Annotated in this window: 8 protein-coding genes; 1 reads left to right on the plus strand and 7 read right to left on the minus strand. The window is 30.6% G+C overall.

All coding sequences use genetic code 11. From position 1 onward, the window contains the following. Positions 1-13 precede the first annotated feature (13 nt). From ACOSP6_RS07085 to guaB, 5 genes are all read right to left on the minus strand, one after another. A complete protein-coding gene (locus ACOSP6_RS07085) occupies positions 14-964 on the minus strand; it encodes a hypothetical protein (protein WP_422093710.1) in 951 nt (316 codons plus the stop codon). Positions 965-973: 9 nt separating this feature from the next. Then, entirely contained in the window at positions 974-2,416 is a 1,443-nt protein-coding gene (locus ACOSP6_RS07090) for a hypothetical protein (RefSeq protein WP_422095712.1), read from the minus strand. A gap of 8 nt (positions 2,417-2,424) precedes the next feature. Beyond that, positions 2,425-7,833, minus strand: coding sequence for a hypothetical protein (locus ACOSP6_RS07095; protein WP_422093708.1), 5,409 nt, complete (start codon positions 7,831-7,833; stop codon positions 2,425-2,427). 20 nt (positions 7,834-7,853) lie between these two features. After that, entirely contained in the window at positions 7,854-10,346 is a 2,493-nt protein-coding gene (locus ACOSP6_RS07100) for a hypothetical protein (protein ID WP_422093707.1), read from the minus strand. A 246-nt stretch (positions 10,347-10,592) separates the two neighbouring features. Beyond that, on the minus strand, positions 10,593-12,068 hold the full coding sequence (gene guaB, locus ACOSP6_RS07105) for an IMP dehydrogenase (protein ID WP_422093706.1): 1,476 nt from the start codon (positions 12,066-12,068) through the stop codon (positions 10,593-10,595). A gap of 224 nt (positions 12,069-12,292) precedes the next feature. Between guaB and ACOSP6_RS07110 the strand changes: the two genes are divergently transcribed. Then, entirely contained in the window at positions 12,293-12,697 is a 405-nt protein-coding gene (locus tag ACOSP6_RS07110) for a DUF1842 domain-containing protein (protein WP_422093705.1), read from the plus strand. A gap of 73 nt (positions 12,698-12,770) precedes the next feature. Here ACOSP6_RS07110 and ACOSP6_RS07115 read toward each other — a convergent pair whose 3' ends face one another. Continuing rightward, the gene (locus ACOSP6_RS07115; RefSeq protein ID WP_422093704.1) at positions 12,771-13,514 is read right to left on the minus strand and encodes a LytR/AlgR family response regulator transcription factor; all 744 of its coding nucleotides are present in this window, start codon (positions 13,512-13,514) and stop codon (positions 12,771-12,773) included. 45 nt (positions 13,515-13,559) lie between these two features. Continuing rightward, complete coding sequence (locus tag ACOSP6_RS07120; RefSeq protein WP_422093703.1) at positions 13,560-15,188, minus strand: tetratricopeptide repeat-containing sensor histidine kinase; 1,629 nt, start codon at positions 15,186-15,188, stop codon at positions 13,560-13,562. Positions 15,189-15,224 lie beyond the last annotated feature (36 nt).

Here is a 15,224-nt window from a genome sequence, read left to right on the forward strand (position 1 = left end):
TTTCTTTCTCTGTTTACAATAATTCATTATTCAATAACGATTTTAAGCTCTCAACAATTTCTTGAGGCTTAATTTTTATATTTTTAATCTCCAAATCATTTTTAAATAGCACTATTGGAGTTGTTCTAACTTCTTCTATTTTTAAACTAAACTCTTTCATTTTTAAATCATCCATAAAAGGTTTAAAAGCAAAACCTACTTCAGGAAAATCACTGGCTATGTTTAGAACTTCTTTTACATATTTTAAATCTGGGCCTGAATAACCAGCAAATAAAACTATTAACCATTTTCCTTTAGAAAAAAAGGAATGATGAATACTGTCTATAGTATCAATTGAATGAGTATTAGTTAAAGAATTAACTATTTCCAAAGTAAATTGATTTACTACTTGACTATTATTGGTCAATTTAATTTCTGGCTTATCTTTTTTTTCTTTGTTCTTATCACTGAAAGTATTTAACTTCCTTTGAATTAACTCTTTTATTTCATCTTCTTTTGCTTCGTTTAAAAGCTCTTTTAAAACATCTATTTTTAGTAAAGTTTCCTGATTAAATAGTGCATAAATTATTTTTCTCTTGTAGGAAACTTTAGATTCATCTATATTATTTATGTAAGAAGGAATATTTAAAAAAGCTCTTTTTAACACTTTAACACTCTCATCATTATCTTTAAATAAGATTTGAAAACCAGAAATTAGTTCTTCGTGCTCATTATGCCATGGTTCAAATAATAATTCTGAATTTATAGTAAACTCTTCTTCTTTTGACATCGAGTTTGGTAAACTATAAAACAAGTTTCTAAATCTTGAGTTATTATTTTCCTTATCTACATTCAAACTTTCAGAAAAAAGAATCTTTTTAAACTCATTATAGTTTGCAACAAAACTAGTCTTACTAGTAAATTCATTTTTACCAATAATTCCTTGTGCTAATTGATCTACTAAATTTAAATCTTTACTATTCATTCTTCTATACTATTTAACTACTTCAAATGCTTTGATATTAGCATTAAAAATATCTATAGCAGGCCCTTTACCTAAACCTATATTTATTTGCTCTAAACCTAATCTAGTTCCTTCTGTTTTAAACATTGCATGCTTTTCAGTCCATTTAGTAACGGTTGTTACAGGAGGCATATCTGGATAAAAACTCATTAACTTATCTTTTCCATCATTCCTAACACCAATTTTTTCTAATTCTTTTAAAGTTCCTCTATCCAAATAAAACTTTATGACATGTCCATCACCTCCATAACCAATAGCCTCTATATATTCTAATGTAGGAGATGTAAATGTTTCTGATGTAAATCTTAATTTTCCATTATCCAATAAATATTTATAATCATGAGCTGAAATACCTCTATAAAACACTTCTACATCATTATGAACAACATAATCTCCTATCTTCCCAATACTAGTTCCTCCTCCATTAGGAACAATATCAATCCAACTACGCGTAGATCCTTTTGATAAAATAGCTGAACTTTCTATTTCTTGGATAATATTATCAGATGATCTTCCACTAGATTTCTTATATCCAAGAATTTTTTCTAAATCATTAACATTAGATCTAATTGATTGCTCAAGACCAGCTTTGTTAGTTATTAACCAAGCATCAAATAACTCAGGCTTTTCACCAATTAATTTGATTGTTTCTGGTGTTGATGAAACAAAATCTGATAAAAAACTGTTTTTAAAGCTTGAGTTATTATTTAAAACGTTAAGTAATTCAGGATAATCTTTAAAAAGATCATCTAAACTTCCTACAGCACCTCTAGTAATCTTTACTCTAGTATATTCTAAACCGTCTTTAACAAGGTTTTCAGAGTTAGTTACAGAACCACCAACTTTATCTGCTATAACATTATAATCGGCAATTGTACCTACTGGATGCTCAAGCTCAATACTACCTCCATCTTTAGTAATTCTTTTAACTTCAGATAATATATCATCGGAATAAGGTGCGCTTTCAATAGTAATTCTATCTACCGATGCTTCTTTAAACTTAGGAGTAAAATCTTGGATCCTTCCATCTAATAGATTTTCTATAGGCTTCCCTGCATAATCAACATCTGAAGTTATAATTTTAACTGCTTCTGGATATCTATTATGGCCTCCTAAATCTAAATGAACTTTATTAGCATCTAAAAACTCTTGATTTACATATTTTAAATTAATTAAAACATCATCATAAGTTTCTGTAAGCTTTTTTAATAAACCTACATCTGTTCTAGAGTTAAAAGCATTATCATGTAAAAAACGATATGCATTTTCATAACTTCTACTTTTAATTGCAGATCTAATATCAGATGATAAATTAACATCATCTATGTCAGTCATGCTTTGTTTAAACCAACACTGCCCTTGTAATAACAGGGGAAATAATAAGGTGATAAGAATACTAGTAAATCTTTTCATAATATTTTTTAGTTACAAATAATAGCATTTGGATTATCAATTCTATATTGCTTCCAATAATTAAATACATCAGAGTTTTTTAATGTATCAAGTATTTCATCTGTAGCATTTAAAAAGTCTTTCTGGAATAATTGTTTTAAGTTATTGCTCAATCCATTATATGAATCAATTATATTTTTCTCTTTCAGAACATTCAAGAAACCTGATAAGTCAGTTTTTATTGGCAGTCTAGATTTAACACTTTCAAAGTAAGTTTCTAGACCTTGCTTATGGTTAACATTGCTAAGCGCATTAATCTCATCATCAATCATCGAAACTATATTATCAATTTTACCAATAGAAGTTGCTACTTGTGGTAAAGAAGCTAAAATTGCTAACATTTGTAAATTAAATCTTGCTTCTTGACTTAATGCACTTTCATTAACAACGTTTGCTAAAATACCAGCCGATGCTCCAACTAAATCACCAACAATAAACGCTTTTCTTAAATAGTTCCCAGCAGTAAATAATATCTTTATTTCTCCATAACCAACAGCTAGTAAAACTACATCAACAGCTGTCCAAGCAATTTTTTCTCCAACAATATTACGGTTACTCCTATGCATTGCAAAAGCCTGAATCAAAGGCATTGTTAATACATCTCCTTTTTTAAATTTTTGACCTAAAAATTCAAAATCATCAGCAGCATACACTACAACCATTTTATTATAGTTATAGTATTTATTATTAATATGGAATCTTCCGTCACTTGTTATTTCATCTACACTAAAGTTATCAAATTGAAACATATTAGATTCTAAACCTAAAAGATTCGAATAATCTTTTATTTCATTATCAGAATTTAAAATTTCACTTGGAGTTAGTGCTTCAAAATGACCAGAATTTTGAATCTGACCACCCATCCAAACTAAAACTTTTGCTAAGGTTTCAAATTTTTCTTTACTCTTAAGTTTCTCGTAAACATTTTTGATTCCTATGTTTTCTAGAACTTCTAGAACTGTTTTGTCATTATCATCAAAACTTGTTAAAAGTGTTAGAATTAATTTTTCTGAATCTTCGTACTCATAATGTTGTTGAGTATAATCATATCCGCAACTTTCAAAGTATAAATTCAATAAAGAAACCCTCGTACTCTTATCTAATTTTTTAAGGGTTTCATCATTTTCATTTAATCTTACTTGATTAAATACCTTTGCTACATTTTCACAATCTATAGTAGTACTTTCCCAGAAATTAGAATTGTATTCCTCTTGATTTTCTATATAATTATTAAGCTCTCTTTTAAAAACTTCTAAATACTCTGATATATTTGAAGTATGAAGACTAAGCATTGCATCATTTTCTTCGTAAATATATTTAGCCCATGCATATTCATCAACTAACATTTTAACTTCCTTTTCTTGATCAGACTGACCATCAAAAGCACTTTGCAAAAGCTTAACGAGAAATACAGAAGAATGACATCTAAGCTCAAATTCTTTAGGTTTAACCCAAGACATGGTAGAAACGTCTTCACAGCCTGGATATTTATTCACAATACTTTTGGTTTGCGTAAAACCATAAAAAGCTTGCTTATTATTATGCCTTGTAAATGCAATATCAAGAACAACTTTGTAATCTTCAAGATTTTTACAGTCCATTATTAACATTTCTGTAAATAAACTTGATACTTGTGTTAATTGGTCTTTTTTACTTGCGTATTCATTGGTAGATAACAATAAACTAAGTACGTAATCATTAAAATAATCTTCACCTGTGAAGTTATATTTCTCTTTTATCAACGTGTTGATTAAATACCATTTATCTTCATCTTTGGTTAGCTGACTAAAATGATGAGCAAATACTTGGTACATAGAAGTCTTGTTATCATCTCCAATGAAAAGTAATAATTCACCATGGAAACTGTTAATCATATTTTCATATACTCCAGTTTCTTTAAGTTTTACAAATAAATCATTTACTCTTTCTCTCTTTACAAATTTTAATAATCGTAAAATTGCTTTTTCTTTACTATTCAGAATTACACTATCCGAACCCAACTTGATAATTAGATCAATAAGGATACTATTTTCAACGTTTTCAAAAACACACTTATAATTAATCTCGTTTATTGCTTCAACAATTTTACTGCTATCTGATTCGTTTACTAAACCTTCAATCTTATCTACATCTGCAGCTGTTAGTAAAGAAATATCAGCAGATGAACAATCAATAGGAATTTCTCTCCAACCGTTATTTGAATTTGATCCAGAACAAGGAATCCCTTTAGATCTTGTAGAAGTATATTCAGAAATAAGATTTAATAAATATTTCTCAGGATCAGGTCCTTGAGTGATATTTTCTTGATGACCAGATATTTCATCATAAGATAAATTAATGTATGACTTTAAACCACAGTTTTTTTCTAAATTATAGAATAAATTAACTCCAGTTTTAGAAGGTAAAACAGTTCTAAATTCAGAAATAGGATATATATCTGTTGAGTCTCTATCATTTACATACTGTTCTTTAGCATAATCCCAAGAAAAAGATTTCTTTAAATTATTGTTATCATCAAGGATTTTAAATCCTGGTAACGTACCTGTAACTGTGTAATTAGTTCCAGTTGTATGTAATGTCTTAGAGTCATTAATGAAAACAAATTTAAAATTAGGAGCTATTGCATAATTTCCTGCAAATTCCCCATCCTCATCTCCTTGGAACCAGTATATTTGAATACCAGGTGCGTGGATTTTCTTCCAATCTAAGTGATTCAGAGTTGTTCCATTTCCATAATCCATTAAATGATCTGTTGCACCTTGTGGGAATTGGTATTCATCCCAAGTGTGCTTTAAGCCAAAAATACCATGACCTAATTCATGCGCCATTGTACGGATTTTCTTGGTAGCTGTATTAGCATTAGCAGTAAACACATAACCAAACTGCCTCTTTAACGGCATAAAACCTTCAACTTCAGTTTTTGTTACAGGTACATTTGTTACAAAAACATAGTAAGTTTTATTATTGTAATAGCTTTGTTGTTTTATGTAACTATTAAACGCTGCTTCTTCATCTGTATAATGTGAAAGTAAATTACTGTCACCTACACTTAATCTATTATCTCCATCTTTATCCCAACCATAAATTTCTTCAGGAGATATTGATTTTACATCTTGTATATTTAAACGTACACCAGCTTTAGCATAAATTTCTTTTACACCGTTTTTAACTTCATCTGAAACTTTATCAATACCTACAGGAACTAATGTTACATTAATTGGTTCTAATTGTTCTGAAGCCAAATGCGCAGTTATAACACTTCCTGCAATGTCGTATTTACCGTTATCTTTAGACTTAACTACTGCAAAGATTTCTTCGTCTGCATAATCGAATTTGCGTTTCAATTGTAATTTTGCAATATCACCACTCCATTCAACTGGAACTTTAGCTCCATCTTTTGTTTTGAATACAATACTATCTTTACTTATTGAAGTATCTGTAATCGTAACTTTAGCATTTATAAAATCTTCTCCTTCATTATCAGAAATTGCTTTATATGGAACTCTATATTTTCCAGATTCAGTATCAAGAATTTTATATTCTTTCTCAAAAGTAGCTGAAGTATTTTCCGGTAACTCATCAAAGTGATAAAAACCAGAAGGTTGAAATTCTATTTTAATTCCTTTAGCAGTTATAGACATAACATTACCATTAGAATCTAGACCATTTGTTGTTGCACTAGACACTGCACCACCAGCTGCTCCTTCTTGTTTTGTAATTGTTCCATCATCACCAACTGCCCAGATATCGCCGTTAGTACTCACAATATTAACATCTCCATCGCCAGGAATTGTAGCCGTTTCTCCATTAGTTCCAGTTACAACGATTGCTCCATTTGCATCAATCACAACAGTTGCTACTTCAAAACCAACTTCAACAGTTTCTTCCAAATCTCCTGGATCTCCTCCTATACCTTCTGAAATGTTGATATTTACATCAACAGTCATAGATGCTCCTTCTCCAAATTCAGGATCATATAATGTTACAATTTCTCCTTCAGCTAATTGAGCATCTGTATTTACTAAAATGTTTGTAAATGTTACTCCGAACTTAGCAAACTTTAAATAAGGAATAGCTACAAATCCTTTTCCTGAAAGAACTCCACTTGATTGACTTTGTATATCGGTTATAGTAATTTTAAAGTCTCCAGCTGTTATTTGATCTCCAATACTTAATCCAGGATGCGGTTCTCTATTTGCAATGGCTATTTCATCTGGTACAATTCCACAATTATAATTAGCATCCTCATTTTGAACAATATCAGTAGTTACATATTGAAGTTCTGAATACTCACTATATTGATATTGACATTTTCCTTTTACTTTATACTCATAGGTCGTTCCAGCTTTTAAATCCCAAATAGTAGCCCAAGCACTATTGGTTTTTTTCGTAAACCAATTTGCATCTGGGTTATTAGCTTCACGGTATGCTATGATATACTCTGAATGTAATGTAGGATCTTGATCCCAAAAAACGTTGATTTTAGAAGTTCCTTTTGGCTCAGCTGATACACCATCAGGAATTTGACAAGGAGCAGTCCTTGAAAACCAAAATATTTCACTGTAACCCTCATTTTTAAACAAACCTATTTCCTCTAAACCTTGTAAGGCTCTTGCTCTAACACGCCAAGCATATTTTCTGCCAGCCAATAATAATGGTTTATCAGGACCATAAAATAAGCTTGTTGTTCTTACCGTTTCCTCATAAATTGGTGCTTGTGATAAAAAAGCGGTTTGTGGATCAACATTTATATCCCAAATTTCTACAATACTAAAATCATATTCAACATTACTAACATTTATGTGTCTTGGTGTCCATTGAAATACTATGTTTTCAAAATCACTTGGCTCAATATTTTTACCATTAAAAGGTAAATTTAAAATTGGAGGCTCATTTTTAAAGATGAAAACCGTTGCACATTTTTTATCTGATAGTTTAGCTCCCGATAAATAGTCATAAACCTCAAAGCAAAAATTATAGGTTCCTTCTGGAATTGACTGTGCATAAACGGTCTGTCCTATTCCTTGGATATTTTCAAACCTATAATATGGAGCTAATTCAGTATTAGTTAATGTTAACGGGATCCCTCCCTCTATAAATAAGTCCTGAGCTCCAATAACAAAATCCTTACTCGTAAAGCTAATATTACCTCCTTCAAAATATGTTTTTAAACGAATTTGTCTACTTGAAACCGTTAAATCATTTAAGAATATTTGTACTGTAATAGGACCATCTAAAGCAGTATCATCGGCATAATTATAGAAATTAACCGGAGCAGGTGCTTTGACCCTTGGTATTATATTGACAGGAAATTGCTGAGCAAATACATTTAAAGACAATACAAATGAAAAAAGGGAAAGGAGGACTTTTCTTTTCATAGTTTTAGGGCAATTATAATTTAATCTTGGTTGATATACCTTAATTCATATTGATTTTCATCAATATAGTTTTCTGATTTATTTGTTAAAAATTTGATGATTGAATGCTGCAAATATAATTTTATTTTTTGATTCTTCTCTTTCATTTTTAGCATTTTATACGCTTCAAATCCAAGTGAATTTTCAAACTCCCTTAGCAAGTCAGAACCTTTATTAACAGCATCGATTTTATTATATTTTTCTAGTTCTTCTAGCACCCAACGGTGAACTAATAACTTTTTAAGACTCTTCTTATAAACGTTCAATTTTCTTCTATATCGTACTCTAGTTTCTTTAGAAAAATCTTTATTTTGCTCTTCAGGTAGATTCCAAAGAGGACTTTTTATAATTTCTTTTCGATTCTTTATAAATGCTTTCTCTACCGAAAAGTCAATTCTATTTACATCTTCCAACAAAGTATTCATACTTTCAAACAACAACTTATTATATTGCGTTTTAGCTTCGTTAGATTCATAAACTTTTTTAAGAAGTTCAATAGCCTTCACTTTGTAAACTCTATTTTTTCTCTCTGAGGCAATTTCTATTCTCTCTTTCTGTAATTCATAAAGAACAGCCTTGGGTAAATGATTAAAAAGATCTGATTTTATTAAGGTCTTAATTTTATTATCTACTTCATAAATACTTCCAGTGTATAATGAATCTTTGTAAACAAATTTTATTGCAGGTCTTGGTTTTTCTACCTTTTTCTCAACTAATTTTTTATTCTCTTCCCGCTGTTTTTTTAGTTTTGCTCTTTTCCTAAATTTAATATCCTTAGAATTAAAGAGTCCGAAACTATAATTGTAGCCAAAGGTTAATGTAAAACTGCTATTATTAACTGTAGTTGTATTCCTTAATTGTAGCAAAGCATTTAAACTAAAGTTGTGCTTTTTTTGATATACATATCTACTACCAATTCTTACATTAGTTACATCACCTTGACTAATACCATTGGTTATACTCTTATTATAACCAAACGAGCCATTAACTTTCAGTTTCTTTTCTAAAAACCCTTTTGTTGCCGAAACTGTTGGCCCGAGTATTACATTTTTCTCAATCCCAAGTGTACTAAAGCTTGTATTTAAAGCTCCTGAAATTCCAAAATCAGCTTGTGGATAATTGATTGTATAAACTGAATTAGCATTGTAGAAAACAGAACTATCTTCACTTCTTTGTTCTTCTCCTATCCTATTTTCTGCATCTTGAAAAGAAAAGCTAACATTTAAGTTTTGATTGTTATACTCAGATTCTTTTAGCTTGTAATTTAAGTTTACATTGGCATTCTGCGAAATTTGAGCAAAATTATCCTGATCTAATTGTTCTTCTATTTGAGATACTCCATTTATAAAATCGAATTGATTTTTAATATTTGTAAATGATTGAAAACTAGAATACCCTCCATTAATACTAATTTTATCATTAGCGTTATACGCAATATTTAGAGCCATTACCAACCTACTTAATTGAGTTGCTTTGGTATTATCTAAATCGTCATTTTGCAAACCTGCATTAAAGCTTACTGTTACTTTGTCCTTGAAAATACGTTGTGTTGCATTAACTGTGATATTCTCCAAATCATTATTAAAAAAATATCCTCCTAAAGTTCTATAATTAGGATCAATTCTTTCGTAGCCTAAACCAATCGAACCTGTTGATACTTGATAGTCAACATTAACATTAAATGCTTTATAATACTGAGTAGTTGGATTATCTGAAACTAAAAATGCTCCAAAATGATCACTAGTTCCGTTAACTCTTAAGTCTTCCGTAAGAGCGGATAAAGCTATTTCTCCTCGAAATTTCAGTTTCTCCCATAACGTTGCATCGACATCAAAACTTATCACAGTGTTGTCTTTAGGTAACACTTCATTTTCCGTAGGAATTGGATTTTTTAAAGATGCTACATCATCCGACGCCCTAAAAAATATGGCTCCTAATCTTATTTTATCTAATTGATATGAAGTTTTAAATCCATATCCCATTCTTCGATAACTTGCAGCACTACTTATATTTTCTGCATCGAACTCTCTAGCCTTTAGCAGACGTCCGTACATTAAGCTAACCTTAATCTTGTCTTTTGGAGTTAAATCTAAACCTAAACCAGTGAATTGATGTCCGTTCAATGTATATGGCGAAAAACTTACGTTTACATCACCTATATGAGCAGTTACCCATTTATAACTTGGGTGCATACTTAATCTATTGAATGTAAAAGGAGTATTTGATTGAAATTTACTATTGGAATACGAAAACGAAAATGGAATATTATAGATATCACTAATATTCAGGTTTACATTTCCTGATAAGAAATATGTAAAAGGTTCCCTATTCGAATTTCCGTTAAAATAAACTGAATTCACACCAATACCACCAGTCAATCTAAAGAGAGGAGCTTTTCCAATCTTTTCTAGATTTTGACTAAATGTAAGGTGGGGAACTAGAAATAATGTTAATAGTAGATTTCTAAGTTTCAATAGTCAATTATTTTCGCGGCAAAAAAACGACTTTTTTTCTAATTATCAAAGAATTATCTAATAGGATATTAACAATCTTTTAACAAACTTTAGTTCTAAGAAATAGAGGGGTTTCTTTCATACTAAGTGAACTAATAAGGAGATAAAATAATAGTTTTACAAAACCTCAAAAAATAAAAAGAATCAAAAGGTCATTTTCTTTTGATTCTTTTTAAATATATGTTTCAATACATTTATGAAACTTATTTATCTTCTACTATAGTTTGGCGCTTCTTTAGTAATAGCCACATCATGAGGGTGACTTTCATTAATACCACTCGCTGTAATTCTTACAAACTTACCGGTTTCCTTTAACGTGTCGATATCCTTCGCTCCACAATATCCCATTCCAGCTCTCAATCCACCAACAAATTGATGAATGCTTTCATATAATTCTCCTTTATATGGAACACGACCAACAATTCCTTCTGGGACTAATTTTTTAATGTCGTCTTCAACATCTTGGAAATAACGATCTTTAGAACCTTGTTTCATAGCTTCAACAGACCCCATTCCTCTATAAGATTTAAACTTTCTGCCCTCGTAGATTATTGTCTCACCTGGACTCTCTTTTGTCCCTGCTAATAACGAACCAAGCATTACACAATCCGCTCCGGCGGCAATCGCTTTAGGTATATCACCTGTATATCGAATTCCACCATCTGCAATAACTGGAACACCAGTACCTTTAATTGCAGCAGCTACCTCAATAACGGCAGAAAATTGAGGAAAACCAACACCGGCAACCACTCGCGTAGTACAAATAGAACCTGGACCAATACCTACTTTTACTGCATCTGCACCTGCTTCCACTAAGTACTTGGCAGCTTCAGGTGTAGCAATATTTCCTACTACAACTTCTAGATTTGGAAACCTTTCTTTTACACTTTTTAATACAGTTACAACACCTTTAGTGTGTCCATGCGCAGTATCGATAATTACGGCATCTACTCCTGCTTTTACTAAGGCTTCCGCTCTATCAACAGCATCATAAGTAACTCCCAATGCAGCAGCAACTCTTAATCGACCTAAACTATCTTTGTTGGCAATTGGTTTTTGAGTTGTTTTTGTAATATCTCTAAATGTAATTAAACCTACTAATTTATATTGCTCGTTAACAACTGGTAATTTCTCAATCTTATTACTTTGTAGAATAATTTCCGCTTGTTGTAAAGAAGTTCCTTCTGCAACAGTAATTAAGTTTTCAGAGGTCATTACTTCTGTTATCGCACGGTCATTTTCTTTTTCAAAGCGTAAATCACGATTTGTAACAATACCAACTAATTTCTTTTCTTCATCTACTACAGGAATCCCACCAATTTTGTGCTCTCTCATGGCTTTTTTAGCATCCAATACAACAGCATCTAATGGTAAAGTAATAGGATCTATAATCATACCGCTTTCCGCTCTTTTTACCTTTCTTACTTCTTGAGCTTGCTGTTCGATAGTCATGTTCTTATGCAAAACACCAATACCACCTTCACGGGCAATAGCAATAGCCATCGCACTTTCTGTAACCGTATCCATAGCGGCAGATACTATTGGTACATTAATGGTGATATTTCTTGTAAACTTTGTTTGAATATTTACTTCTCTAGGAAGTACTTCTGAATAAGCTGGGACTAATAGAACGTCATCGTAAGTTAATCCTTCTCCTACAAATTTAGATGAGTGAGCATTCATGTTGCAATCAATATAAGGTTTCTAATTAATTGCATGCAAATATACTGATTTTATTGGAATTCTAAGTTTATGTTTATGTTAAGCCAAGCATAATATTGATAAAACGCTTATGGTCAATATTTACACGTTTAAGGAATAAATATTAAAAACACCTATTTGATAAAATATCTTTGAGAATGTATACAACAAACAATAATAAAAACAACTCTTAAAACCAAACTATTATGTCTACTTTAAAAGAACCAAAATCATTAATCGACTCAGCCTATTTAGTAAAAGGAACTATTGGTAATGTGGGGATGCCTGGAGCTCCAATTGCACATTTCTCATTAGTTGTAAATGCAGCTTCTGGAACAGTATCAGGAATGGTAGAAATTAACCAAGCTATTGATAGAGCTCCTATTGAAGTAAGAGTTACTGGAAATGTTAGAGCAACTGGATATGGAGAAGTTACTAAAATTGTAAGCTTGAGTGGTGAGTATGTAGTTTCTGTTCCGCCACCAGCGATTGGAAGTTACCTACAAAAATTCAATGCACACATGGATATAAACAATGCATGGAACGGAACAGGAGGTTTCTCTTTTGGAAACCAAAACATTGAAAATGTTCCTGTAAAATCAGAACAATAAGAAAGTCATTTAGGGGATTATAGTGACTTAAGGTAGTTTGAGCTTTTCATGAAGTGATAACTACCTTAAATTTTTATCTAAAAATTGTGTTATCTCTTACGAAAGCATTTTTGTAACGCTCACTAAACGGAATTTGTTCTAGATTATTTAAAATTATCAAGTTATCCTCAAGGTAAATTTCCTTAATACTCTTCATGTTCACTAGATAATTCCTATGTACTTGCCTGAAGTTATCGTTGTTCAACATCTCCTTTAACTTCACTAAAGAAAGTTTTACCAAGTATCTACTTTCTCCACATTTTAAATTACAATATTTCTCTTTTACATCTACATAATCAATTGCATCAACATCAACTTTAACAACACTACGCTTATGCTTTATGAACAAAAATTTAGGGCTTAAAACGGCATTTTCATCATCAAAACTAATACTATTGCTTTGATCATAGCATGATTCAATAGCCAATTCTAGCGTATATAATAGTTCTAACTTATTAAATGGCTTCAGTAAATAAACTAGTGGATTTGTAAGCTTAGCCTCATCAAAAATATCTCGGCTTTGCATACTTGTTAAAAAGAGAAATGGTACATCTATTCCTTCTTTGTTGATTCGTTGAGCAAACGTAATTCCTTCTGGTTTACCATCTATCATGATATCGAGAATCACCAAATCAAAAAAACGATTCTTTATTTCTTTTTCCGCCTCTTCAATATTTTTTACTCTAATTACCTCATATTCATTTTCTTCTAAAAATGATACGATTTCCTTGGCTTCTTCATCTAAATCTTCTAATAACAGTAATCGGAGGTTCTTCATGTAAATTTGGTTTGATACAGTAAATATATAAAAAAGTAATTAGCCCTAAGCTTCGCTTCTTGGTAATTGTATTGTAACCTTAGTTCCTTTCCCTTCTTCACTATCAAAAGATAAAATACCTTGATTCTTTTTTACCAAAGTTTGGCATAAAATTAAACCTAAACCAACACCCTCAGAACGGTTAATCTTATCAATACTAACATCCTTTAAGCTATTGATTCTTTCTAACTTCTCCTTTGATATTCCAATTCCTGTATCTTGAATTGAAACGTATGCATAATCCTGAGAATCTACTCCCATTTCAATCTGAAGCTTTCCTTTTCCATTCATATATTTAACAGCATTATCTAATAAATTTCTTAAAACAATTTTTAAGGATTCTCTATCTGCTTTTATCAATGAGTTTTTAATGAAATTAGTCGAAATTTCAACATCATTAGCTTCTATTAAATTCTCATAATCATATAAAACATGTTCAATAATAGGTTTGAAAGGATATTCTTTCTGTTCAAAAACCATCTGATTGTTTTGTTCCAACGACCAGTGAAGAACATTATTTAGCAAATGACTAGTACTTTCTGTAACTGTTATTGCCGAATTATTTGCTTCTCTAATTCCTTCAATATTATTACTCTCAATATGTTTTTTAAGTTGTAAGTGTTGATGTTTTATAGTGTTCATTGGAGAACGCAAATCATGAGACACAACTGAGAATAAATAGTTCTTTGTTTTATTCGCGATGGCCAAATCCTCTTTCTGCTGGGTTATTAAAGAATTTTTCTTTTGTAGTTTTTTATAGAAAAAACCTAAGAAAACAAGAAATATTAATAATCCAGAAGCACCAAAAATCAAAGCTTTTTGTACTACTTTCTGAGTTTTTAATTTCTCATTTTGAATTGCTATTTCACTTTCTTTCTGAGCTACTGCAAATTGTTTATCCTTTTCAGTAAGCTCCCAAATCTTATCTCTATTAAATAAAGAATCTTTCCATTTTATATGCTCTCTGTAATATGCTACACTTTGCTGATAGTCTTTTCTATTACGCTCAACTACAGCCATATTTAATGATGCATTATGTTTTAGCTCAACATTATCGAATGATTTGGATAGTTCATAAACCTCTTTAAATAATGGAATCGCATCATCATCTAAATATTGATTATAATAAACATTAGCCAAATATGTCTTAGCATCAATTAAAGCAACGGTGTCATTACTATCAATTAAGGATAATTCTTTATCAAAATAATCTCTAGCAGTTTCATAATCTCTTAGATGTATGTACGATAAACCTAAATTCCTTAAAACTGCTTTATTGATAACATTGTTGGTATCCTTATTATTCTTAATCCAAAATTTATAATTATTTACCGCTTTATCATAAGATTTCAAACTCAGATGAACGTTACCAAGTAAATAATTCTTTATCTGGGCATAATTATCAGAATTAGAAATACTATTAAAACTTAGTAACGCTTTTTTATATAATCCTTTGGTGTAGGCGCTATATCCATGAATACAGTGAAAAAAATCCTTTTCCACTTTATCATTTGTCATCATTAACGCTCTATTACTATATGCATAGCAAGAATCGTATTGCTGACTCCTGTAAAACTCTATTGCCTTGCAGAAAACAACATTATTAGATTTATCACAAATAGAATCTCCGATCATCGTCAAGTAATTTTTCTTTTGAGCTGAAAGATTACT

This window comes from Tenacibaculum sp. MEBiC06402, from assembly GCF_049239625.1.
In the GTDB taxonomy this organism is placed as follows: domain Bacteria; phylum Bacteroidota; class Bacteroidia; order Flavobacteriales; family Flavobacteriaceae; genus Polaribacter.

Coding starts and splice junctions, on each gene's coding strand:
- ACOSP6_RS07085 (WP_422093710.1), bottom strand. CDS start 964: ATGAATAGTAAAGATTTAAATTTAGTAGATCAATTAGCACAAGGAATT.
- ACOSP6_RS07090 (WP_422095712.1), bottom strand. CDS start 2,416: ATGAAAAGATTTACTAGTATTCTTATCACCTTATTATTTCCCCTGTTA.
- ACOSP6_RS07095 (WP_422093708.1), bottom strand. CDS start 7,833: ATGAAAAGAAAAGTCCTCCTTTCCCTTTTTTCATTTGTATTGTCTTTA.
- guaB (WP_422093706.1), bottom strand. CDS start 12,068: ATGAATGCTCACTCATCTAAATTTGTAGGAGAAGGATTAACTTACGAT.
- ACOSP6_RS07110 (WP_422093705.1), top strand. CDS start 12,293: ATGTCTACTTTAAAAGAACCAAAATCATTAATCGACTCAGCCTATTTA.
- ACOSP6_RS07115 (WP_422093704.1), bottom strand. CDS start 13,514: ATGAAGAACCTCCGATTACTGTTATTAGAAGATTTAGATGAAGAAGCC.
- ACOSP6_RS07120 (WP_422093703.1), bottom strand. CDS start 15,188: ATGATCGGAGATTCTATTTGTGATAAATCTAATAATGTTGTTTTCTGC.